Source organism: Mycobacterium sp. M23085, assembly GCF_045343915.1.
Lineage (GTDB): Bacteria > Actinomycetota > Actinomycetes > Mycobacteriales > Mycobacteriaceae > Mycobacterium.
On the sequence record NZ_CP174280.1, the window covers coordinates 2,719,439 to 2,741,853 of the forward strand.

The window sequence follows — 22,415 nt, forward strand, 5'->3', positions numbered from 1 at the left end:
GCTCAGGCGCCGGCGATTCCGAACGTCGCGGCGGCCGCGGTGTCGCCCGCGAGATAGCTTGCGCCGGCCTGCCCGACACCCACGCCGGCCCGTCCCAGTTCTTCGACGCCCTGGGCGGCCATGGCGGCGTGCTCCTGGCCCTGAGCGCTGAATCCGACGGCCGTTTGCAGCGATACCGGATCGACCGCCGGCGGCACCACCGCCGTGATCGCCGGAGCGGCGGCCGCATGCGCGGCCGCCAGCCGCGCCGTCAGGGCCTCCACCGCCGCGCTGGTCGCGGCCAGACCTTCGGGAACCACTCGCAAGGTCATCTCTACTCCTCCCGTTGCGCTTCACTTGCCATTACGGACTCCCCGATCAGGGGGTTGACCAACTGCACGTACGTCGGGCCGTCGCTGTCGCCCAACAGGATCGCCCGCCCGGCAGGCAGCCGGTCGAATCGTTGACCGCGGATCTTGCCGCTATCCTGCGGATTGCCCGCCAGCATCAACGTGGTTGCCTGCAGATCGTTGAACCGGCGCAGCAGCGAGTTGGTCATCAAGGCGTGTCCCGAACCGGTGGCACGTGCGGTGACGATCACTCGCAGCCCCAGATCGGCTGCCTGCGAGAGCAATCCGATCAGTGGACTCCACGGCCGCTGCCCGACGTAGGGGCCGCTCATCGCCGGCGAATCCGGTATCTGGTCGACGTCATCAATGATCAGATAGTGGGTGTGTCCCGCGTAGCGCCAGTGGGCCAGCTCGCCGGGTGACAGGCCGGCCGGTGGGCGCCGCGATTCGATCAGGTTGGCCAGCCCCAGCATCGCCGGGATGATGCGGTCGATGTTCGCGGTGTACTCGTTGTCGGCGAACAGCGGCTCGTCGACGAGGTGCAGCCGCCGATCCAGCACCGTGAAGGCCACCTGATCGGGTGTGGAGTGCTCGCGCACCGTGCGGATGAGGTGACGCAGCAAGGTGGTCTTCCCGGACTTGCCGTCACCGAACACCATCAGCAGCGGGTTCTCGGCGAAGTTGACCACTACCGGCGCGAGGTCCTCCTCGCGCTGACCGATGACGACCCGCTCCGGCCCCCGATACAGCGACCCGACCGACTCCGGCGCCAGGTTGGTCGGCAGCAGTCGCACCGGCGGCGCGGTCATGTCCGGGTAGCGGGCGTTGAGCGCAGCAATCTGGTCCAGCTCGGGCTCGGCGAACAGGAAATGCTCTGCGGCCATGGTCAATCCGCGGCCGGGCTGGTCGTGCGGCACCGCCTCGGCGGGGCGACGCAGGGCGCCGACCACCCGCACGTTGCTGTCCCGCGGATCGTGCAGCTTGAGTTCGAGCCGCAGTCCGAGGCCGTCGCGCATGGCCAACGGCACCTCCAACCAGCTGGGCGTGGTGATGACGACGTGGATGCCGTAGGCGAGACCGATGTTGACCAGCTCGCTGACCTTGGTCAGCAATGGGTTTCGGGTGTTGAACTGGTCGGTGTTGTCACGGCCGAACGCGTAGAGGTTGTCGATGACCAGGAACACCTCGCCGAACCCGTCGTCGGGGGCAGCGCCACGGGAGTCCCGGAACGCCTCTCGCCGCTGCCGCGACAGCAGCAGCTGTTCCAGTTCGCCGAAGGTACGCCGGATCCGTTCGGGCTCCAGCGCCGAGGCCACGCTGCCGACGTGCGCCAGATCCTGTAGCGCCCGCAGCTTGCCGCCGCCGTAGTCCAGGCAGTAGAAGGTGACCTCGCGCGGCGAGTGCAGGTTGGCCGCGGACAGGATGAACGTCTGCAGCGCCGTCGACTTGCCCGACTTCGGGCCGCCGTGGATGACCATGTTCCCGGCCGACGAGGCGGCGTCGAACACCAGCGGGTCGCGGCGCATCTCGGACGGCTTGTCGATCTCGCCGAGCGGCCACTGCCATTGCCGAGGCGGCACGCCGGCGCGGGCCAGCATGGCGGTCAGCGGGATCGGCTCGTCCAGCGGCGGCAGCCACAGCTGCGGCGCACGCGGACCGTAACCGGCGAGCTGCTCGCCGATAGTGGCGATCAGCTTGCGGGGCGGCCCGGTCAATTCGTCTTCCTCGGGTGTGCTGAACACGGTGTCCTGATCCGGTTCGACCCGCTCGGCGGTAAACAGCTTTGGCTCCGGGATGGACGGCACCACAAAGGATTTGGTCTTTTTCGGCGGATCGTAGATGCCGTCGACATAGGTGCTGCGGAATTTGATCGGCGTCGCGCCAGGGGCGGGCACCAGGAAGCCCACGCCCTTGTGCTCCTTGCCGGATTCGATGTGGTAGGCGTCCTCCACACCGATGATCTGGCGCGAGACGCTGGGGCTGGCCACCTTCAAACCGATGCGGTAGGAGGTGTTCTTGTCGATGTCCTTGATCTTGCCGACATCCAGGGTCTGCGATGCGAACAGGATGTGGATGCGGAACGAGCGGCCCTTGCGGGCAACGTAATCGAACAACTCCGCGTATTCCGGGTGGTCGGCCAGCATCAAGGTGAACTCGTCGGCGACCACGAACAGCGTCGGGATCGGCGGCAGGTCGGCGGTACCGGCGGCCCCGGATTGGCAAGCGGCCTCGTACTCCACCACCGAGTTGAACGCGCTGCCCTGGACCCGGCGGCCCGCTTCACGGAGCAGCGTCTCGCGCCGGGCCACCTCGCCGCGCAGCGTGTCGGCGAAGCGGTCGGCCAGCGACTTCTTCTCGGCCATATTGGAGATCACGGCGACCACTTGCGGGAAGTTACGGAAGCTGTCGGCGCCGGCCTCGCCCTTGAAGTCGGCATAGATGACGATCAACCGATCCGCCGAATGAGTTGTCAACAGCGACAACAGGATCGACATCAGCGTTTGGGACTTACCCGAACCCGTCATACCGATCATCAGCCCGTGCGGGCCCATGCCGCCCTCGGCTTCGTCCTTCAGGTCGAACATCAGTGGCTCGCCGGTCGCGGTGACCCCGATCGGAACGCGCAACTCGTCCTCGCGGCGGCGCGGCGCCCACAGCGCGGGCACGTCCAGCTGGGAGGCGTCGGGGATGCCCAGCATCGTGGTGAACGTGGCACCGCGGGTCGCCGCCGATCGCAGGCCGGTATGGGTCGGGTTGGAATCCCACCGCGACAGCTGGCGTGCCAGGTGCGCGGCCTCGTCGGCGCCGAACTGGTCGGCGTTGTCGACGTAGGGCTGCCAGCCGCCGGTCTGCCAGCGCTCGATGGCACCGGCCCGGCCGCTCCCGGCGTCCCCGCGGCTGACGCGCAAGATCGGCTTTTCCGGGTCCGAATACTGCTCACGGTTCGGCGCCGTGGTGCTGCGGTGCACGACGGTGACACCGGCGCGGCCCAGCGCCAGCGTTGAGGCATTCAGGTCGTAGTCGGGGTCGTCGACGACGATGAGCAGGTGGCGCAGCGCATCGGCGGGCTCGCCGGTGAAGGCCGGACGGTCGAGCAGGGCCGAGCCCAGGCTCGCCACCAGGTCGTCGGCGTTGGTCGACATGAAGCGGGCCGGTCCGACCCCGTCCAGCTCACCGGGAACGTCGATGTGCGGCAACCACTTCAGCCAGGACCAGTCCGGGCTCTCCAGATTCGGGGCGGCCAGCGCGACGCCGAGCACGGTCGGGTCATGCCAGGTCACCGCCTGAGCGATCCAGGCGCGCAGCGCCGCACGCACCTCGTCCGCTTCGCCCAGCACGGTGATGCGGGAGACCTTGGTCAGGTCGATTCCGGTCGGCACGTCACGCACCGTGCGATGGGTGTCGAGCAGGCTGCGTAATGCGCTGTGCGACACCGGCTCCAGGTCGATCTCGTCCGCGGTGTCGTTGACCCTGAGGGCGGTGGCCAGCGGCACGTGGTGACGGCCGGCCCGCAGCACCAGGAAGTCGGGATCGTGCGGGTCACGTTCCCACTGGCGGCGTGATCCGGGAACGGCTGCCAGCGCGGACGGCTCCGGGTGTGACCATTGCGCGGCGGCGCGCTGCGCGGTGGCCTGGGTGCGGATGTTGTCCCGGACCACCGAGAGGTAGCGCAGGTAGTCGGCGCGTTCGGCGTCGACCTCCTCGGTGCGCGTCTTGTTGTCGTTGCCGCGATACATCGCGGTCGCGGCCAGCAACAGCACGAACGGAAAGAACAGCGTCTGCGGAGAGATGAGCCGCATCCCGGTGGCGAACAAGGCGACGATCATGCCGACGATCAGGATCACCAGCACATAGGGCATCGCCCGGCGCAGGAACGACGGCGGAATCACCCGGGGCAGCTCGGGCGGCGCCTCGATGGCGATGGTTCCCTTGCGGGTAACCGGCGGCGCCAGGCGGCGGCGCGCTTCGAAAATCAGTCGGCTCATCGGGGGGCTCCCTCGGCAGATGCCACACGGCCGGGTTTCTGATCGGGCGTCAGCCCGTCATGAGCCAGCAGCGCGTCGGCGCGCGACAACGTCGGACCATTGGCGAACAGTGACAGAACCGACCACGGCACGGGCACGGGCGGATCGCTAAGGCCAAGGGCCTCTACCGTTTTGCCATGCCCGGCGGCCGAATGCTCGGCCTCGTTGTCGATGCCGTAGCGCACGCCGGTGTCAGAGACCCAGAACAACGATCCGGCCCCGGGGGCGTCCGGGCCGCCGCCGACGGTCTGGGTGAAGTAGCCGGTGCCCGGCGCCAGCGCGACGCGGGTGGCCACCAGACCATTCGGCTCGGCGCCGCCGCCCACCAGGTCGACGGTGCGGATCGATTCGGCGATCGGCAGCGCCGAGCCGGACATCAGGTTCAGCGAGCTGGTCGCGGCCCCGGCCGGCTTGCTCCAATAGGCACAGGTGACCGGGGATTTGGCCGCGTCGACCAGGTTGACCTGCTGATCCGGATACCGCGCGGTGTCCAGCATTCGCGACACCGGCAACTTGGCCACCGCATCGGCACCCAGCCGCGGCGGTTGGTCCAGCCCATAGGAATTGGTGTTGCGCAGGATCGCGGCGAGCACCGGCGAGATCGGCTGCAAGCCATCGGGCATGACTGCGTAGTAGCGCGGTGCGCCCGAGGAACTCTGATCCAGGGCGTAGGACACGACCACCGCCCCGATCGGAGCGGGCACGCTGAACGACGCGGGGGCACCGGCGTTCGGGATGCCGGGCGCCGTCAGGGACGGCCCCTCGGGTATCGCGTTGAACAAGCCCAGCGCGATGGGCCGCGGCGCGGGCACCTCGGAGTTGTTCTGCCCCAAGCCAAGTGCGTTCGTGATCGCGTGGTCGGCCAGGTTGATCTGCGAGCGCCTACCGTCCCACAGCAGCCAGGTGCTGCCGTCCCGGTCGGCCAGGACCGCCTGCCTCGACGGGAGCGTCGCCGCACGCGCGCCGCTGCTGTCCGGCCGGCCGGCGATCACCGTGACGCCGGTGCTGTGGGCGGCGTGCCCACCCTGGGCCGGCTCACTGACGGCGTCACACACCGTCCAGTTCGCGTCGCGCGAGGGGTTTTGCACCATGCGCTCCGGCGCACCCGGGATGCCGATCAGGTTGCCGCGCGGAAAGCGGTCCAGCTCACTGCTTTTCACCATGGTGGGGTTGACAGCATGGCCGGTGATCAGCCGGGCCGAGGTCAAGTTGAGCACCGGGTGCAGGTCGTCGCCGACGCGCACATACAGCGCGGCGGTTGACCGGTCGGCCAGCACCGCGTTGGTGCCCACCGTGCCGCTCGGCCGGATCAACGAGAACACGAAGCAACCCGCCAGACCGGTGACCAGCAGGACCGCACCCATGGCCACCGCGCGTGACTGCGTGCGCAGCGGGTCGACGAGCATCCTGGTGTCGTGCAACGCAATACCGGAGGCGATCCGGCGCATCACGAACCGCCAGCCGGTGACCTGGTGGCGGGTGACGAAACCGCGGCGGTACTCGACCCGGTCAGGGTTGTCGTTGGCGGGCGTGCGAGAGGTGAACGAACGGCGTTCGTCGGACTCGTTGGTCATGCCGGCACCGACAGCCCCAGGCCGCGCAACAGCGGCTCTACCGACCGTGCGACGTCGTCGTCGGTGATCGTCATCAGCTCCTCGTCACTGAATTCGCCGGTTCCGGCGTGTTCCGAATGATCCAGCCGGAACTCGCGTTCTTCCTCGGAACGCTCGACGATGTTCCGGACGAACCGGCCGTTACCGGCGATGTCCAAGTTGCGTCGCAAGATTCCGTTGGCATCCGGTGTCGACTCGGTCGCCAACTTGGTGAACAACGCCTCCATGTGTTCGAGCGCGGCCGGTTCGAAGATGCTGTCGCGCTGCTCGGCCATCGTGTTCGCGATCTCGACCAGCTCCGACGGCGCGTAGGAAGGAAAGTCGATGTTGCGGGTGAACCGGGAACGCAAGCCCTCGTTGGTGTCCAGGAACTTGTCCAGGTCGGCCCGGTATCCGGCGATGATGACCACCAGGCGGTCGCGGTCGTTCTCCATCCGCGCCAGCAGGGTGTCGATGGCCACCAGTCCGAAGTCGTTCTTGGCGCCGGTGGCAACCAGCGCGTAGGCCTCGTCGAGGAACAGCACACCGTCGAGCGCGCTGTCGATGATCGCGTTGGTCTTGGCCTCTGTCTCGCCGATGTGCTGGCCGATGAGGTCGGCGCGGTGTACCTCTCGGATGTTCTCCCGCTTCAAAAGCCCCAGGCCGCAATAGATCTTGGCGACCACGCGGGCGATGGTGGTCTTACCTGTTCCGGGCGGGCCGGCGAAGACCAGGTGGTGGGCGCGCTGCGCGACCGCGAGGCCGCGCTGCTTGCGCACCAGCTCCATGGCGACCGAACTCTTCAGCCGCGATACCTGGTTCTTGACCTCGTCGAGTCCGATGAATTCGGCGAGCTGGCGCTCGGCCTCGTGCAGCAGCACGGCTTTGCGTTCGTGCGCGGCGGGATCGACGAAATCCTCGGCGCTGGGCTCGGTTTCGGGGTCCCAGGGATCGGTGCGGGCTTCGATGCGGGCCGCTGTGGTGGTCACGATGCCGAAACTGGTGTCGGTCAGGGCCTGTTCGACCTGTTCGTTCTCGGGGTGAGCGGCGTACAGATCCTGCAGCACGTCGCTCGCCGCGTCCTCGTCCACATGTGCGCGCAGCACCAGCGCCTTGGCCAGCGCGCCGTCGACGGCGGCGACTGCGACGGGCCCGTCGGGCTCCTCCAGGTACGACAGCGACGGGGCGAACATGCCCAGCCTGGCCAGCGCGGTGCCCAGCGCGATCTTGGCGGCGTGCGAGAAGGCCTCGTCGAGATCCGGGTCGTTGACGATCGGGGTCAGCAGCTTGACGACATCTGACCAGCGCTCGGCGCGGTAGTTGATGACGACGGACACCCAGCGGGCGTCGCGCCAGTTCGGGCGAGCGGCGGTCAGGCCGGTGACGATTTCGTTGGCGTCAGCAAATCTTCCGGCCATTGCCAGCGCGGCCGCATAGGCGAGGTGGAAGTCGTCGGGCGTCGCGGCCCGAAACTGCAAATACAGACCGGTGTCGTACCGGAAACCCAACGAGCCGGGGGCCAGATCGACCTGGCGCTGCAGCATGCCCGCGGTCGCGACGTTGCGCGACACTGCCTCGAGCACCCGCAGGGACACATCGCCGGCGGCCGCCAGGCCCGTCCACGCGTCGCACTGGTCGTGGGCGATGCGGGTCAGTGCGGTGAAACCCGAGCGCGCGGCGGCCAGGTCGGCGGGACGCTGGCGTTGGTAGACGACGATGCCGAGCGCGCGGCAGCAGGTGGCGAACCGGCTGACGACGTCCTCGTCGACCCGCGCGCTGACAGGCGGAGCGACGAGCATGCCGGTGTCACCGAGTTCCACGGCCGCGTCTTTCCATGTATTTAGCCTCCCCTAACCTAGCTCGCCTGAAGTTAGCATTGCATAAGCTAACTGTCGAGGTGCCCGAGCCTGCCCGACTCACCACTGCGCCGCCCTTCTTTTACCGCGCATGAGGATGTTTCCGCCAAGATTGTCCGCATTTCCGGCAGATTCACAGCTCTCGTGCCGGGCGCGCTCACGGCAAGGCTTCACCTTAATGAAAACCATTTTCATTATCAACTCGGCTTGCCCCCCAGATAGCATCCGCCGCGCCGGCAGGCGTCGAACCGATCACGCAGCCAGTAGTCGCTTGGCGGACCGAAAAAGTTCCGCCATCAGTCGCGCTCCCAGCTGCCCGGCAACATCGGGGCCGACGGCCCGTTGCCGAACTCGTCACCGGTCAGCGTGGCCAGCCCCGCCGCCTCGGCGGCCCGCGCAGGCGCCGTTCCGGCAAAGCCCAGTGGCCCCGCGCCGCGATCTGAGGCCACCGGCACGTCGGGATCGGGTACCGGCGGCGTCTCCTGCTCGACGTCCATGAACTCGTGCCCTCGGTAGTGGTCTTTCATTGCTGCGCGACGGCGCCGCCGCGCCCGCTGCCGTTCGGCCGCCGAGGCGCCGACCGGTGCGGCCGCCGCGGCCGCATCGGGCTCCGACGCCTTGCGCTGGGCGCCGCTGCCCATGCCGGCCCCGGTGCCGATGCCGGGACCGCCGACCAGGTAGGGGAACGCGGCGCCTCCCGTAGCGGGGGGCGGCGATGCCGGCGCGGCGGCGGTGGCCGGCGTTGACGCGGGCGAGGGCGCAGACGTCGGTGCCGACGACGCCGGGGCGGCGGCGCTCACCGTGACAGGACTGGTGGCCACCGCCGGAAGATCCGTGGTCTGGGGCGCGGGTGCCGCCGTCACCGCGGGGATCGGCGCCGCCGCCGGCGGCTGTATCGCGGCCAGCGCGCTCAGGGCCGCGAAGCCACCGCCGAACGCGGCCGGCGCGAACGCCGGAACCGCCAGCAGTTGCGGGAACGCCTGAAAGAATTGGATGGCGTGGCCGATTTCGTCGACGATCAGCCCGATGATGTCGTGCAACAGCTGCAGAAACCCTTTGACGGGGTTGTGTGCGATTTCGGTGAAGTCCCGGGACAAGGTATCGGTGATCTCGGTGACCCGGTTCAGATACCAGCTGCCGTCGTAGGGGTTGCCCGAGTCGTTGTCGACGATGTCTTGGTAGCCGTCGCTGCTGTCGGAGCTGTCACTGGCGTTCACGATCTGCGGGGCAGGATCGGTCTGCGGGGCCGCGGCCACCGCCATGCTGGAGACCGCCTGATAGGTGGACATGGTGGTGGCGGCCTGAGTCCACATTCGCGCGTAGTCGGCCTCGTTGACGGCGATCGGAATCGTGTTGATGCCGAGGAAGTTGGTCGCCACCAACGCCCCGTGCACGGCGTGGTTGCCGGCAAGTTCCGCCAGCGTCGGCATCGCGGCCAGCGCGGTGGTGTAGGCGGTGGCCGCCGTCTCTTGCTGGGCGGCCATGGCCGCGCTGTTGGCGCTGGCGCGGGTCAGCCACAACAGATACGGCACGTGCGCGGCCACGTATCGCTCAGCACTGGGTCCTTCCCACGCCCCGGCCTGCACCGCCGCCAAGGTTTGGCTGAGCTCGTCGGCCACCGCGGCGTAGGTCTGGCTCAACGACGTCCACGCCGCGGCCGAGGCCAGCAGGCCACCGGGCCCCGGACCGCTGGACAGCAGCGCCGAATGGACCTCCGGTGGAAATGCCATCCACACGGGCGCGGTCATACTCCCCCGTCCCCCGCCGCGGGTGACGACGCGGCCGATCGATGGGAAAAAACGCATGACGTCATGCCGGAGACTCCTTGCCGGGCTGCCTCGGCGACCGCCTGGGCTGTATGGCGGCGCAAGCATGAGCCCGGTAGTAGTCGGACGGCGTCCCGAGAAAGTTCCGGCGGGTGCCCGGTTCAGGGGAAACTCATGAAAAACCAGCCATCGTCAGCGAGCACGGCCGGTTTTCGCCGATCAGGCTCGAACGGCGGTCACCAAGGTGTTCCGCGCGACCATCGGGCCGGATTCGGTATCGGGGCCCGGCACCGGGCGGCCGACGTAGCGAAGGTAATCGGCCAACGGCGTGCCGACCGCATTCCAGCCGTGCTTGTCGAACCATTCGGTCGCCGGCGCGTGCTGCTCGTTATAGACCAGCTGGAAGAACACCCGCCCGTCGCCCTGGGCCGTGGCGGCCCGTTCTTCTGCCACGGCGGCCTCGAAAGCGTCGGGCTGCATCGGGGCGCCGTCCTCGACGGCGACATAGCTGCCCGGGGCGGCCAGGCTGTTGATACCGGTGAACAATTGCTCCTGAGCGCTGGCCGGAAGGTAGATCAGCAGGCCCTCGGCGATCCAGGCGGACGGCTTCGCCGGATCAAAGCCGCTGTCGCGCAGCGCTTGTGGCCAGTCCTCACGCAAGTCGATGGCGATCTCACGGCGTTCGGCGCGCGGCTGGGCGCCGACCCGGCTGAGCGCCTCACGCTTGAAGTCGAGGACTTGTGGCTGGTCGAGCTCGAAGATCGTCGTCCCGGCGGGCCAATCCAACCGGTAGGCACGCGAGTCCAGGCCCGCCGCGAGGATGACCACCTGCCGCACTCCCGCGTCCGCCGCGCGGCGGAAGTATTCGTCGAAATACCTGGTGCGGGCGCCCTGGAAGTTCACGAAATGCTCACCGAAGTCGGCGTTCTTCAGCTGGTGGTCCGGGTCCTTCCCGTCGAGCACGTCCGCCGCCGAGCCGCCCACGGCGCGGCAGAAAATCTCCGCGTAGGGGTCCACGGCCAGTGGGTCGGGCTTCTGCGCCTCCAAAGCCCGTGCCGTCGCCACGAACAACGCGGTCGAACCCACACTCGTTGTGATGTCCCAGGTATCGCCTTCGCTTCGCACCCCACCACCCTACGCCGCCCGCCCGACACTCCTTTTCCCCTGTCGCGCAACGGTACTGGCGAACGCGGTGGTAGCTGGCCACCCGCTGCGCCGGTACGGGCGACGTCGCCGAGGATCCGCTCAGCTACCGATCCGTCATACTGGGTTGCCGGCACGGCGCCGTCCGCCCTGCCGGCCGATCACCACGACGATCGCGGAGGCCGTGCCATCGAGCTGTCGCTAGCCGGGTTGCTTGAACCCCTGTCGGTGCAGACCTTTCTCGACGAGATATGGGCGCAAAAGCACTACCACGTCGCGCGATGCCGGGGTGGCTACTTCGACGGCCTGCTGTCGGGCCCCTCGGCACTCGACCACCTTTTGGACCTTTTTCGCCGGGAGCCACCCACGGTGCGGCTGATGCGGGGCCCGGACAAGAAGGGCGCCGACAGCTACCGGCTTGGCGACGGCGGCCTCGACGTCGCCGCGATTCGCGGTGACTTTGCCGACGGTTACACGATTGTCGTGGACGCCGTCGAGCGCTATTCGCGCAACGTTGGCTTGCTGGCCCACGCCATCGAGGTGGAGCTGAACGTCCCGATCCAGGTCAACGCCTACGTCACTCCGCCGGGCTCCCAGGGTCTGGTTCCCCACTACGACGACCACGACGTGTTGATCCTGCAGATCGAAGGCTCCAAGGTCTGGCACCTGTATGACGGGGTCGACATCGCACCGCACCGATTGCGGCGGGACGACAAAACGGTTCGGATCGGCGCGCTTGCATCGTCCACCGATTTACACCTGCAACCCGGCGACGTCCTCTACCTGCCGCGTGGCCGGGTGCACGCGGCCGAGACGCCGACGTCGGGACCATCGGTGCACCTGACCGTGGGTCTTCATACGCCCAGTGTCCTCATGCTGGCCATCGGAGCGCTGTACTCGGAGAGTTTGCGCAACGATGCCCTGAACGCCCGTCTGCCGTTGCGCCACCTCGATGACGCGGACCTGCACGCGCCGCTGAGCGCCATGCTGCGCGACGCGCTGCGCAGCATCGAGGGGCCCGGCGCGGTGAAGGGCGGCCTGGACACACTGGCCGACGTTCTCATCCGCCGCGGCCGCTGTCCGCCGATCGGCCAGATCGCCGACGCCGCCGGAATCGGCGCCCAGACACTGGTCGAGAAGTATCGACCGCTGTACTCGCGCGTGAAAACCGATCCCGAAGGTGTTGCGCTGCAGTTCGCGACGCTGTCGATACGTGCCGAGTCCGATCACCGAGCCGCCCTGGAATTCATCTCCACGAGCACCGCGCCGTTCCGGATTGCCGACCTGCCGGGGCTCGACGCGGCACAGCAGATCGAGTTGGTGCGATCGCTGCTCGTGAGCGGATACCTGGTCCGTGCGTCACCGACTGATTCCGAAAGCGACTCGCCGCATGGACCTGGCTGAGCTGGCCCGCTGGACGCCGGTGCGGCTGGACCTTTCCCGGCCAGTCCCGGCGGTTTTCTGGGCCGACCTGACCGGCGTGCGATTCGACGAACCGTTTTTCGACCGGACCGTGGCACGTTGGGCCGCCACCCCGGCCGCGCGGCCGCTCGTCGAAACCGGGCTCGACGCGCTCGTCGCGCTCGACCGTGAGGCGTCACTCGAGCCGACCGGCATCATCTTTCACCTCTCACGATGCGGATCCACCTTGGTCTCAAGACTTTTGGGCACGCTGCCGGGGGTCGTCGTCCTCAACGAACCGATGCCGCTCAATCATCTGCTGGGGCTCGGCCCCGAACGGCTCGACGCGCCTGAACTGGTGGCGGCGGTGCGGGTCCTGGTGCGAGCGCTGGGCCGATGTCGCCACGGCGACGAGCGGCGGCTGGTGCTGAAGTGCTCCAGCTGGAACATTCGAAGGCGTCACATCCTCGCGGCCGCTTTTGCCGACACGCCCTGGATCTGGGTCCAACGCGAACCAGCGCGCGTCCTGGCCTCACTGCTGGCCAGTCCGCCGGGATGGCTTGGACCGCAGGCGCACCGTGCCGCCCGCCGGTTCGGCATCGACGAGGCCGCGGTTCCGGCCATGACGCGCGCCGAATACGCGGCCCGGGCCCTCGGCGCGATGCTGGAATCGGCCGCGGCCGATCAAGCCGGGCGTCTCTGCGTCGACTACGCCGACCTGCCGAGCGCGGTATGGCTCAGCGTGGCATCGCATTTCGGGCTCGACGTGGACGCTTCCGCGGTTGCGCGGATGGCCGAAGAAGCCCGGTTCGATTCCAAAAGCCTCGAGCCGCGGATCTTCACCGGCGACCTTCCCGAACAACGTCCGTTGACCGACGAGATCCGCGCGGCCGCGCGGCGTTTCGCGGAGCCCGGCTACCGGGCGCTCGCGGCACTGGGCGGGTGATAGCCCGACACCGCTACGCCGATATCCCTCATAACATCGAGCTCTGTCGGCTCGGCTTTCCCCGTAGGGCGTCAGCACCTATGCTAATGAAAATCGTTGTCGCTTTATCGGCCAGCCGAACGGGAGCCCCATGTGACTGCCCGCACGCGTCGTTGCGTCACGCTGAACGTTGTCGCCGTCCTGTCGGCGGTCGCCCTGACGCTGGTCGGTTGTTCCCATTCGCCGACGCGGCCGCCTCCGGGCTCCGCGACGCAGCTGAAGGTGGTTGCCGCGGAGAATTTCTGGGGCGACATCGCCAAGCAGATCGGCGGCGACCACGTACAGGTGACATCGGTGATCAGTGATCCGAATGCCGACCCGCACCTATACGAGTCCGACGCGAGAACCGCTGCCGCGGTCAGCGCCGCGCAGCTCGTCATCGTCAACGGCCTGGGTTACGACGACTTCATGGCAAAGATGCTGTCCGCGTCGCCCAACTCCGACCGCAAGGTGCTCACCGCGGCGGACGTAATGCAGATTTCCGGCGCCGACGCCAACCCGCACATCTGGTACGACATCGCCAAGCTTCCCCAGGTGAGCTCGGCGATCGCCGCCCAGCTCGGCGCGCTCGACCCGGCCGAGGCGTCCACCTTTTCGGCCAATGCGAAGACGTTCAGCGACAGCCTGGCCCCCACCGACGCCGCGATCGCCAACATCAAAACGAAGTACTCCGGCGCGCCGGTCGGCTACACCGAGCGGGTGCCGGGCTATCTGGTGGACGCCGCCGGGCTGAAGTTGGCCACGCCCCCCTCGTTCGCCCAAGCCATCGAGGACGGCAACGACCCCAGCCCCGCCGACAACTCGGCGATGGACACCGCGGTCAAAACCAAGGCGATCAAGGTGCTGTTGTACAACGCCCAGGTCACCAGTCCCGCTACCAATGCCCTGAAGACACTGGCCCAGCAAAGTGGGGTGCCGATCGTCGGCGTTACCGAGACACTGCCGACCAGCGACGCGAACTTCCAGGCCTGGCAACTACGACAGGTCAACGAGCTCACCAGCGCGTTAGGAAAGTGACCAGATGACCCTCTCGGCCGACCCCAGATCCGCGGAGCCGATCGTCGAGCTGTCCGCCGCCGGCCTGGCCTACGGTTCGCGGCGGCTGTGGCAGAACGTCGACCTCGCGGTGGCGCCCGGCGAGTTCGTCGCCGTGCTAGGGCCCAACGGCTCGGGCAAATCGTCGCTGATCAAGGTGCTGCTCGGGATGACCGCCCTGTCGTCGGGATCAGCGCGGGTGTGCGGTTCGCCGCCGCGGCGCGGCAACCACACGATCGGCTACGTCCCGCAACAGCGGGGCTTCGAACACGATCTGCCGGTCAGGGGCAGTGACCTGGTGCGGCTCGGGGTGGACGGTCACCGATGGGGAATCGGATTGCCCAGCCTGGGGCGCCGTCGCCGTGTCGAAACCGCAGTCGACGCTGTCGGGGCGTCCCGATTCGCCGACGCCCCGGTTGGACGGTGCTCGGGGGGAGAACAGCAACGCCTGCGCATCGCCCAGGCCCTGGTGGGCAACCCGAAGCTGTTGCTGTGTGACGAGCCGCTGCTATCGCTGGACATCAGATACCAGGCCGAAGTGGTCGACACCCTCGACCGACAACGCCGCGCCTCCAACATTGCGGTGCTGTTCGTGACGCACGAAATCAACCCGATCCTGGGGGTCGTCGACCGAGTGCTGTACCTGGTGGGCACCCGCTGGGCGATCGGCCCGCCCGAGGAGGTGCTGACCAGTGCCAGGCTCTCGGAGCTGTACCAGACCCCGGTGGAAGTGCTGCGGGTCCAGGGACGCATCATCATCGTCGGCGCGCCGGAGGCGGTGCGGACTCCGGACCACCATGCGGTCCGGGACGACAAGGTGGCGGCGCAGTGACGCTGTGGGATTATCTGCACGTCACATTCGTCCAGAACGCCCTGATCGCGGCCACCCTGGTGGCCGTGACCGCCGGCCTGATCGGTCCGTTCGTGATCATCCGCGATCTCGCCTTCGCGGTGCACGGCACCGCCGAGCTGGCGTTCACCGGCGCCGCGGCCGGCCTGCTGGTCGCCAACAACCCGGTGCTGGGAGCGCTGCTCGGTTCGGTGGTCGTCGCCACCGCGATCGGACTGCTGGGTAATCGGCCCCGCGAGCGCAACTCCGCGATCGGGGTGATCCTGGCCTTCGGGCTGGGGGTGGGGGTGTACCTGCTCTCGCTGTATACGGGCTTCGCCACGGCCGCCACGAACATACTGTTCGGTCAACTCTTCGGCGTCAGCCCCAGCCAGATCGCCCTGCTCATCGTCGTGGCGGTCGCGGTGCTCGCCACGATGACACTGCTGTACCGCCCGCTGCTGTTCGCCTCGGTCGATCCGGACGTCGCCCTCGCGCGTGGCGTGCCGACCCGGTTGGTGGGATTGCTGTTCGTCTACCTGCTCGCGCTGACCGTCACCGAAGCCGCACAAATCGTCGGCACGCTACTGGTCCTCAGCCTGGCGATCACCCCCGCAGCCGCGGCCACCCGGCTCACCGCCCGCACCCCGGTGCTGATCGCCCTGTCGATCGGATTCGCCTTGATCGCCGCCGACGGCGGACTGTTGCTAGGCCTGCTGCGACCCACCGTCAAAGCCAGCGTATTCATCAGCAGTATCAGCTTCGCGATCTACGCCGTCGTCCGGCTGACCAGCCCAGGTTTGCGCCAGTCCCTCTCCAGCGGCCGCGCCGCCAAGTGGACGTCGTCCGGCCCTCGTGAGGTGGCGAACGGCTAGCCCGAGCAACCCACAATAACGGAGCCGCCCTAGGTTTCGGAGGGGTCGGCGGCGCGCTGGCCCGGGGCTGATTGCCGGCGGCCGTAACGACGGTGGAACTTCTCCACCTGCCCGGCAGTGTCGACGATGCGGCGGCCGCCCGTCCAGAACGGGTGTGAGTCGGAGGTGACTTCCACGACGACCAATGGGTAGGTCGAGGTCCCTTGCGGCGTCTGCCATTCGACGGTGCGCGCGCTGGTGAGCGTGGAGCGGGTCAAGAACATCGCACCGGTATTGGCGTCCTGGAAGACGACAGGGTGGTAGTCGGGATGGATGTCGGGCTTCATCAGCGGTCTGGATCCTGCCTGTATCGGGTGGTATCAGTGGCTTCGGCCAGGTCTTCTTCACACGGTTCTTCGTGCCAGTCACCGAACGGATCGTCGAAGTGGGCCCAGTCGTGTGGCGACACAAATTCCGCGTCGGTGAGCAGGGCGCCGTGCAGGGCGTCGAGAATGTCGGCGGGCTTTGCGCCGCACACCAAGATGACCATCGCCGTGTGCCGGTCGCCGTAGACGTCGTCCCAACCCAATTCGGCGAACGCGCGCCGCTCCGTGTCGATGCCGTCGAGTTCCGGACCCGTCAGGGCGGCCAGCCACTTGCCGGCGGAACTGACCCGCAGACCGCCACCGGCCGACTCCAGCCACATCGCCTGATCGGGTTGGCTGGCCAGCCAGAGCCGCCCCCGGGTTCGGATCACGCCTTCGAGTAGCAGGTCCAGGCATGCATGCAGGCGCTGCGGATGGAAGGGGCGTCGGGCGTCGAATTCCACCAGGTTGATCGGGCCGCGGGACTCCAGCGGCGGCTGCCCGGCCAGCAGCGGACCGTGCGGGTCGTCGCTGCGCCCGCGTCGCGCGTCGCGATAAAGGTTGTTCAGCGCGTCCTCGATGCCGTCGGCACCCACCAGAACACGGGCGCGCGGGCACAGCCGGCGCAACACCGCAGCCACGAACGGGTTGGCGCGATTGAGCACGGCTACATCGGCGAATTCGGCCTGACCGATCACCACTTGGGCCTGGGTGCGGCCGTCGACGAGTTCCTCCTCGCCCAGCGCCTGATTCAGCCACGTCTTCGAATCGACAGCGGTCACCACCGCGGCGATCGACACATCCAGGGCGGCGGGCCCGTCAACATATCCTGGCGCCACCCGCACCCGAACGTGGTTGATGGCGAAACAGATCGGTTCGGGTTCCAGCCAGGGCGCCAGGTGCACCACGATCCGGTCGACGTCGTCGCGACGATGCAACTGCCGCAACAGGATCAACAGATCGTTGCGGATGGTGCACGACACACAGCCGTGCGTGAGCTCGAGTCCGCTCTCGGCGCTCGCCAAGACGCCGTCTTGCAACGTGACCGTTGTGCGGCGTACGACGTGGCCATCGAAGCGGTGCTCGACGACCAACGTTCCCGGGGTGCGCAGCAGGGTGCCCACGACCGTGTCGCTGTCCTGCTGGCCGGCTACCAGGATGACGGGTGTCCGCATCGCCCTCCTTGTTGATAATCGTTTTCATCTAGGCCGCCTTTACGGTACCGTGCCTGATAGGACTTGTCGAAAATGATTTTCAATAGGAGGTGCACGGTGTCCGCCCATTGCCAGGTCACCGGCCGGCGACCGGGTTTCGGTAACGCGGTGTCGCATTCCCATCGCCGGACGTCGCGGCGTTGGTCGCCCAACATCCAGCTCAAGACGTACTACCTGCCCACCGAGGGCCGCAGGATTCGGCTGCGGGTCAGCGCCAAGGGCATCAAGGTCATCGATCGCGACGGCATCGAGGCAGTGGTGGCGCGGTTGCGCCGCGAAGGGCAGCGAATCTAATGGCGCGCAACGAGATTCGTCCCATCGTCAAGCTGCGGTCCACGGCGGGGACCGGCTACACCTACATCACCCGCAAGAACCGGCGCAACGACCCCGACCGGCTGGTGCTGCGCAAGTACGACCCGGTGATCCGCCGCCACGTGGACTTCCGAGAGGAGCGCTGAGCGTGGCCAAGAAGTCCAAAATCGTCAAGAACGACCGTCGTCGGGCGATCGTGGCGCGCTACGCGGAACGCCGCGCCGAACTCAAACACATCATCCGCTCCCCATTGAGCACCGCCGGGCAAAGGGCCGCGGCCCAAACGGAATTGGCGCGCCAGCCCCGCGATGCCAGCGCGGTTCGGGTGCGCAATCGCGACGCTGTCGACGGGCGTGCACGCGGCCACCTGCGCAAGTTCGGGCTGTCGAGGGTGCGGGTCCGCGAGTTGGCTCATAACGGGCAGCTACCCGGGGTGCGGAAGGCGAGCTGGTGATGGCCAAGAAACCTCAGCGGACTCGTCGTGCCGCCCCGCCGGGTGTCAGAGCCAAGAAAAGGAACCTCCTCGACGGCCTCGGATTGGACGCGGTCGACTACAAGGACACCGCCACCCTGCGAGTATTCATCTCCGAGCGCGGCAAAATCCGGTCACGCCAGGTCACCGGTCTGACCGTCCAACAACAGCGGCAGGTAGCGACGGCCATCAAGAACGCACGCGAAATGGCGCTGCTTCCCTATCCGGGAGGGAGCGCGGCACGGTGACGTCTTCGCGCCGCGGCACCGACCGCCCGTTCACCGTCATCGTGTGTGGCGCCTGCGCGGCCGACCACGACATGTCGGTCATCGACGAACTACGTCCCGTCATCCGGCGCTGCCCACACTCCATGCTGGTAGAGGCTGCCTGCATGCTCGGGCCACTCACCTGCGCCTCGCGTCCCACCGGATGCGGCGTGATGGCCATGGTGCAACCCTGCACGACTGATCGGGCGGCGTGCGGGCCGCCCCATTGGGTCGGCCCCATCACCGACAGCGACGATACTGCGGCGCTGAGCGATTGGCTGGAGCTGGGACAGTGGGAAAGCACACCGGTTCCCAATCCGCTTGGCCGCCACCAATATTGGTTGCGTAACTCCGGTCGAAGGAATTGACGAAGAATCGTCAGTGCGGATAGGCGTAGGGGTTGGGCGGAGCGTCAATGCGGGTGACGACGGTCGCTTGCAGCGTCGGGACCGCGTCCGAATTCGGTTGCCGCGCAGCGGGTATGACCTGGCCCTGGACCCTGAGCCAGGTGTTGTCCGGTAGCCCGGCGGCGCCGCCGGCGGCCGGGCCACGAAGATGAATGCGGGCCAACTGCGCATCGGCGGCACAACAGATGATGACGACGCGACCGAGGTCCACCCCCTGTGCCTCGTTGAGCACAAAACCGGTCACCGTGATAGTTCGGTTCGTCAATGACCCGGTGTTGTCGTGCGCCTCGCGCATCAACACCTCCGGTAGCGAGACTTCTGGGGCCCGGCCCGGCGGCAGCGGCGGAAAGGCCCTATTGAGAACGTCATTGGAAACCGACGTCACCGACGGAGCTGCGGCCGATGGCCGAAGCGCCGGGGGCGACACGAACATCAAGACCAGGATGGGAACGACGAGCAGCCAGACGATGCCGGTCCGGTGGGAGTGTTCGGGGCCGTGATCGTCGGTCAGATCGCTGGTGCGGGGGCCGCCCCGGCGGATGTCGCCGATGATCGCCAACAGCGCCAAACCGATCAACACCACCGCCGATGCGGCCAGCCACGGCAGCAATCCCGGCTTGACGTAGCGGGTGAACACACCGGACACGGTGATCATGACGATGCTGATGCCCACCAACAACAGCACGGTGTTCTCGGTCTCCCGGCTCATCTATCCGCCGCCCAGGACGAACAGCCCGACCGCACAAGCACTCACCGTTGCCACCAGGAACGTGCAGGGCGCAAAACGCGCCGCAAATGACCGGCCGAACATTCCCGCCTGCATGGCGAACAGCTTCACATCGACGGCTGGGCCGACGACCAGGAACACCAGCCGCGGCAACAGCGGCACCATCGTCATGCTGGCCGCCACGAACGCGTCGGCCTCCGAACACAGTGCTAAAACCACCGCCAGGACAGCCATCAGCGCGACGCCGAGGATCAGGTCGCTCGCCAAATGCGCGAACACCCACTGCGGCACCACCACATGAAGCAATGCCGCGGCAGCGGCACCTACCACCAAATACGATGCGGCTTGCAGGAAGTCGTGGCGGGCCGCCTCGGTGAAAACCACCCGGCGTGATTCGCTCTGTGTTGGTGCGGCGGGTAACCGGCGGGTGACCCACTCCGGGCGGCCCCACCGCGACCATGCCCACCCCATGACGACCGCGGTCAGCAACGAGGCGCCCAGCCGGGCGAACACCATGCGCGGCGCACCCGGAAACGCCACCGCGGTGGCCACCAGCACGACCGGGTTGATCGCCGGTGCGGCCAACATGAAGGTCAACGCTGCGGCTCCGGTTGCACCTCCGTCGCCGAACAGTCGTCGCGCCAGCGGAACCGACCCACATTCACACCCGGGCAGCGCCGCCCCGCCGACGCCGGCCGCGACCACGGCCACCGCGGGCCGTCGCGGCAGCCAGCGAGCCAAGCGCTCCGGCGACACAAACACCGCGATCAGCCCGCTGACGACCACCCCGAGCACCAGGAAGGGAAACGCTTGCACGAAAACACCGCAGAACACCGTGCCCACCGTCGACAACGCGGCACTGTTGAAGACCACGTTGCGCAGGGAGGTGGCGGCCAGCGCGCAGGCCAGCAGGATGCCCACCAGCACTTCCATCGACCCGAACCGCAACCTGCGGCCGGACTTCAGCGTCGCCACCGTCTCAGTATGTCAGCGCGTCCGCACCCCGAGGTTCCGGACAAGCCGGGGCGCCCCGCTTATTCAGGTGTGCCGTCCCGGCCTTCGCCGTCCAGGCCTTCGCCGTCCGGCATCCCTTCGCCGGCGTCGTCGGGGTCCCAGGTGCCCGGCATCATCGGCATCGTGGGACCGCCGCCGAACTCGTCACCGGCCATGGTGGCCAGCCCGCTCGCGGTAGGGGCCGCTGCGCTGCGCGCCGTGCCGGCGAAGCCCACCAGGCCGGCTCCGGAAGCCGACGCCAATGTCTGGGTGCTGGGCGGCGCGGCCCAGTCGGGGTCCACCTCGACGTTCATGTCCATGAACTCATCGCCATACCCGCGCTGCCGTTTCCGCTGCCGCCGCCGCCGACGCGCCCCCGCCGCCTCTCGCGCGGATGCGGCGGCCGCCGCCGCGGTGGCGTCGGGCTCGGGCGCCTTCCTTCTGGCGCTGGAGCTGGCGCTCATGCCCGTCCTGGATCCGACGCCGGGCGGTGCGATGACATAGGGCGGCACAAATCCGGGCCCGGGCGGATTTGGCGCCGGCGGCGGCGCCGGACTGGCCGCTGTGGCCGCCGTGGGAGCGGGTGCCGGAGTAGGCGCCGAGGCGGGAGCCGCGGCAGCCGCGGCGATCGGGGCTGGTGTGGGGGTTGGAGCCACGGCGGGCAGCGCAGGCGCTGGCGGAGCAGGAGGTGCCGGTGCCACCAGGGGCTGCGGGGTTCCGGCCAGCCCGGCCAGCCCCGCCAATCCGCCGACCGCCCCAAGGGGGGTTATTGCCACAAGGGCGGGGATGAGCAGCAATTGCGGCGAACTCGACAGCCAACTGGTGATTTCGGCGATGTGGGTGGGCCAATCCGACGTCTCGAGGGCGACCAAATACTGAAAAGCCAACGCCGGATTCTGCTGGAGGTAGACGCCGTACTGTTCGAAATCCTCGAGAAGTTCCAGCGCCCGAACGACCCAGAACATGAATTGGCCCGGGTTCGCATAGGAGTCGTAGGGCAGGCCGTTGACGGTCCCCTGTCCGGGATTCCAATCGATGCCGAACAGCCGCAGGATCTGCGCGATGAAGTCATTCAGCGGGTTGTCGACCGTGGGGTCGGGGAAGTCGTTTGTGTCGTCTACCCCTGGGTCGGCCGGCGAAGCGTCGGATTTCACGATCGTCGGCGCCGGGTCCGCCTGTGGCGTGGACGCCACCGCGGCAGTGGAGACCGCTTGATACGTGGTCATCGTAGTGGCGGCCTGGGTCCACATCCGCGCGTAGTCGGCTTCATTGACGGCAATCGGGATGGTGTTGACGCCAAAGAAGTTGGTGGCCACCAACGCGCCATGCACCGCGTGGTTGGCCGCCAGTTCGGGCAATGTGGGCATGGCCGCCAACGCCGCGGCGTAGGCAGTCGCGGCGACCTCGTGTTGAGCTGCGGTGGCCGCACTGTCGGCGCTGGATTTGACGAGCCACGCCAGGTACGGGACATGGGCGGCCACATAGGACTCCGCGCTTGGTCCTTCCCAGGCCCCGGCCTGAGTCGCGCCCAGCAAGGCGCTCAATTGTTCTGCGGCCGAAGCGTATTCGGTGCTCAACTCCGACCACGCGCCGGCGGCCGCAAGCAGCGACGCGGGTCCCGGACCGCTGCTGAGCAATGCGGAATGCACCTCCGGCGGCGCGGCCATCCAGATCGGCGCCGTCATCGCCCGCGGCCTTCGATTAGATACGACGTCGCCGCGGTCATGTCACCGGCAGGGCGACCGACAGTTGGTCCTTCGAGTACGACGCGCAGACTCATGACCGGCAACTCCTCGGGCTGGAGGGCTGAGAGGGACTGCCGTGAGCTTAATGAATATGGTTGT

General features: G+C 67.9%; 21 protein-coding genes. 10 read left to right on the plus strand and 11 right to left on the minus strand.

Annotated features, from left to right (window positions below; translation table 11 throughout):
- Positions 1-2 precede the first annotated feature (2 nt).
- The 6 genes from ACIUM1_RS12505 to ACIUM1_RS12530 all read right to left on the minus strand — a co-directional run bounded on the left by ACIUM1_RS12505 (position 3) and on the right by ACIUM1_RS12530 (position 10,693).
- Positions 3-311, minus strand: a complete 309-nt coding sequence (locus ACIUM1_RS12505) for a PE family protein (RefSeq protein WP_406817448.1) — start codon at positions 309-311, stop codon at positions 3-5.
- Positions 312-313: 2 nt separating this feature from the next.
- Entirely contained in the window at positions 314-4,315 is a 4,002-nt protein-coding gene (gene eccCa / locus ACIUM1_RS12510; RefSeq protein ID WP_406817449.1) for a type VII secretion protein EccCa, read from the minus strand.
- Positions 4,312-5,928 carry a type VII secretion protein EccB gene (gene eccB, locus ACIUM1_RS12515; protein WP_406817450.1) on the minus strand — a complete coding sequence of 539 codons (1,617 nt, stop codon included), beginning with the start codon at positions 5,926-5,928 and terminating at the stop codon, positions 4,312-4,314. Before eccB ends, eccCa begins: the two co-directional genes overlap by 4 nt.
- The gene (eccA3, locus tag ACIUM1_RS12520) at positions 5,925-7,766 is read right to left on the minus strand and encodes a type VII secretion system ESX-3 AAA family ATPase EccA3 (RefSeq protein ID WP_406817451.1); all 1,842 of its coding nucleotides are present in this window, start codon (positions 7,764-7,766) and stop codon (positions 5,925-5,927) included. The genes eccB and eccA3 overlap by 4 nt, the downstream gene beginning before the upstream one ends.
- A 332-nt stretch (positions 7,767-8,098) precedes the next feature.
- Positions 8,099-9,550 (minus strand): PPE family protein, encoded by a 1,452-nt coding sequence (locus ACIUM1_RS12525; RefSeq protein WP_406817452.1) that lies wholly within the window; start codon positions 9,548-9,550, stop codon positions 8,099-8,101.
- Positions 9,551-9,787: 237 nt separating this feature from the next.
- A complete protein-coding gene (locus ACIUM1_RS12530) occupies positions 9,788-10,693 on the minus strand; it encodes a class I SAM-dependent methyltransferase (RefSeq protein WP_406817453.1) in 906 nt (301 codons plus the stop codon).
- Positions 10,694-10,921: 228 nt separating this feature from the next.
- Here ACIUM1_RS12530 and ACIUM1_RS12535 point away from each other — a divergent pair, with 228 nt between their 5' ends.
- From ACIUM1_RS12535 to ACIUM1_RS12555, 5 genes are all read left to right on the plus strand, one after another.
- Complete coding sequence (locus ACIUM1_RS12535; RefSeq protein ID WP_406817454.1) at positions 10,922-12,115, plus strand: cupin domain-containing protein; 1,194 nt, start codon at positions 10,922-10,924, stop codon at positions 12,113-12,115.
- Positions 12,102-13,058 (plus strand): hypothetical protein, encoded by a 957-nt coding sequence (locus ACIUM1_RS12540; protein ID WP_406817455.1) that lies wholly within the window; start codon positions 12,102-12,104, stop codon positions 13,056-13,058. The genes ACIUM1_RS12535 and ACIUM1_RS12540 overlap by 14 nt, the downstream gene beginning before the upstream one ends.
- A gap of 132 nt (positions 13,059-13,190) precedes the next feature.
- Positions 13,191-14,114, plus strand: a complete 924-nt coding sequence (locus tag ACIUM1_RS12545; protein ID WP_406817456.1) for a metal ABC transporter solute-binding protein, Zn/Mn family — start codon at positions 13,191-13,193, stop codon at positions 14,112-14,114.
- A gap of 4 nt (positions 14,115-14,118) precedes the next feature.
- Positions 14,119-14,964 carry a metal ABC transporter ATP-binding protein gene (locus tag ACIUM1_RS12550; RefSeq protein ID WP_406817457.1) on the plus strand — a complete coding sequence of 282 codons (846 nt, stop codon included), beginning with the start codon at positions 14,119-14,121 and terminating at the stop codon, positions 14,962-14,964.
- Entirely contained in the window at positions 14,961-15,836 is an 876-nt protein-coding gene (locus ACIUM1_RS12555; RefSeq protein ID WP_406817458.1) for a metal ABC transporter permease, read from the plus strand. Before ACIUM1_RS12550 ends, ACIUM1_RS12555 begins: the two co-directional genes overlap by 4 nt.
- A gap of 29 nt (positions 15,837-15,865) precedes the next feature.
- Here the strand turns inward: ACIUM1_RS12555 and ACIUM1_RS12560 are convergent, their stop codons facing one another.
- Both ACIUM1_RS12560 and mrf read right to left on the minus strand, forming a co-directional pair.
- Entirely contained in the window at positions 15,866-16,162 is a 297-nt protein-coding gene (locus ACIUM1_RS12560; protein ID WP_406817459.1) for a type B 50S ribosomal protein L31, read from the minus strand.
- Positions 16,162-17,355, minus strand: coding sequence for a ribosome hibernation factor-recruiting GTPase MRF (gene mrf / locus ACIUM1_RS12565; protein ID WP_406817460.1), 1,194 nt, complete (start codon positions 17,353-17,355; stop codon positions 16,162-16,164). The genes ACIUM1_RS12560 and mrf overlap by 1 nt, the downstream gene beginning before the upstream one ends.
- 96 nt (positions 17,356-17,451) lie before the next feature.
- On the opposite strand from mrf, the gene rpmB reads away from it, so the two are divergent.
- From rpmB to ACIUM1_RS12590, 5 genes are read left to right on the plus strand one after another with little or no spacing between them, the layout of a single operon-like run.
- Positions 17,452-17,688, plus strand: coding sequence for a 50S ribosomal protein L28 (rpmB, locus tag ACIUM1_RS12570; RefSeq protein WP_406817461.1), 237 nt, complete (start codon positions 17,452-17,454; stop codon positions 17,686-17,688).
- Positions 17,688-17,852: a 50S ribosomal protein L33 gene (gene rpmG / locus ACIUM1_RS12575; protein ID WP_068275540.1), complete on the plus strand. Its 165-nt coding sequence runs from the start codon at positions 17,688-17,690 to the stop codon at positions 17,850-17,852. The genes rpmB and rpmG overlap by 1 nt, the downstream gene beginning before the upstream one ends.
- Positions 17,853-17,854: 2 nt before the next feature.
- Positions 17,855-18,160 carry a 30S ribosomal protein S14 gene (rpsN, locus tag ACIUM1_RS12580; RefSeq protein ID WP_406817462.1) on the plus strand — a complete coding sequence of 102 codons (306 nt, stop codon included), beginning with the start codon at positions 17,855-17,857 and terminating at the stop codon, positions 18,158-18,160.
- Entirely contained in the window at positions 18,160-18,426 is a 267-nt protein-coding gene (gene rpsR / locus ACIUM1_RS12585; protein WP_406817463.1) for a 30S ribosomal protein S18, read from the plus strand. The genes rpsN and rpsR overlap by 1 nt, the downstream gene beginning before the upstream one ends.
- Entirely contained in the window at positions 18,423-18,812 is a 390-nt protein-coding gene (locus ACIUM1_RS12590; RefSeq protein WP_406817464.1) for a hypothetical protein, read from the plus strand. Before rpsR ends, ACIUM1_RS12590 begins: the two co-directional genes overlap by 4 nt.
- Positions 18,813-18,822: 10 nt before the next feature.
- Here the strand turns inward: ACIUM1_RS12590 and ACIUM1_RS12595 are convergent, their stop codons facing one another.
- From ACIUM1_RS12595 to ACIUM1_RS12605, 3 genes are read right to left on the minus strand one after another with little or no spacing between them, the layout of a single operon-like run.
- On the minus strand, positions 18,823-19,560 hold the full coding sequence (locus ACIUM1_RS12595) for a TIGR03943 family putative permease subunit (RefSeq protein ID WP_406817466.1): 738 nt from the start codon (positions 19,558-19,560) through the stop codon (positions 18,823-18,825).
- Entirely contained in the window at positions 19,561-20,553 is a 993-nt protein-coding gene (locus ACIUM1_RS12600; protein WP_406817467.1) for a permease, read from the minus strand.
- A 59-nt stretch (positions 20,554-20,612) separates the two neighbouring features.
- Entirely contained in the window at positions 20,613-22,256 is a 1,644-nt protein-coding gene (locus ACIUM1_RS12605) for a PPE family protein (RefSeq protein ID WP_406817468.1), read from the minus strand.
- Positions 22,257-22,415 lie beyond the last annotated feature (159 nt).

Bases quoted from the DNA above. Each gene is read 5' to 3' on its own strand.
- ACIUM1_RS12525 (WP_406817452.1), bottom strand. From the start codon at position 9,550: ATGACCGCGCCCGTGTGGATGGCATTTCCACCGGAGGTCCATTCGGCG.
- ACIUM1_RS12505 (WP_406817448.1), bottom strand. From the start codon at position 311: ATGACCTTGCGAGTGGTTCCCGAAGGTCTGGCCGCGACCAGCGCGGCG.
- eccCa (WP_406817449.1), bottom strand. From the start codon at position 4,315: ATGAGCCGACTGATTTTCGAAGCGCGCCGCCGCCTGGCGCCGCCGGTT.
- ACIUM1_RS12605 (WP_406817468.1), bottom strand. From the start codon at position 22,256: ATGACGGCGCCGATCTGGATGGCCGCGCCGCCGGAGGTGCATTCCGCA.
- ACIUM1_RS12560 (WP_406817459.1), bottom strand. From the start codon at position 16,162: ATGAAGCCCGACATCCATCCCGACTACCACCCTGTCGTCTTCCAGGAC.
- ACIUM1_RS12540 (WP_406817455.1), top strand. From the start codon at position 12,102: ATGGACCTGGCTGAGCTGGCCCGCTGGACGCCGGTGCGGCTGGACCTT.
- rpsR (WP_406817463.1), top strand. From the start codon at position 18,160: ATGGCCAAGAAACCTCAGCGGACTCGTCGTGCCGCCCCGCCGGGTGTC.
- mrf (WP_406817460.1), bottom strand. From the start codon at position 17,355: ATGCGGACACCCGTCATCCTGGTAGCCGGCCAGCAGGACAGCGACACG.
- eccB (WP_406817450.1), bottom strand. From the start codon at position 5,928: ATGACCAACGAGTCCGACGAACGCCGTTCGTTCACCTCTCGCACGCCC.
- rpmG (WP_068275540.1), top strand. From the start codon at position 17,688: ATGGCGCGCAACGAGATTCGTCCCATCGTCAAGCTGCGGTCCACGGCG.
- ACIUM1_RS12550 (WP_406817457.1), top strand. From the start codon at position 14,119: ATGACCCTCTCGGCCGACCCCAGATCCGCGGAGCCGATCGTCGAGCTG.
- ACIUM1_RS12595 (WP_406817466.1), bottom strand. From the start codon at position 19,560: ATGAGCCGGGAGACCGAGAACACCGTGCTGTTGTTGGTGGGCATCAGC.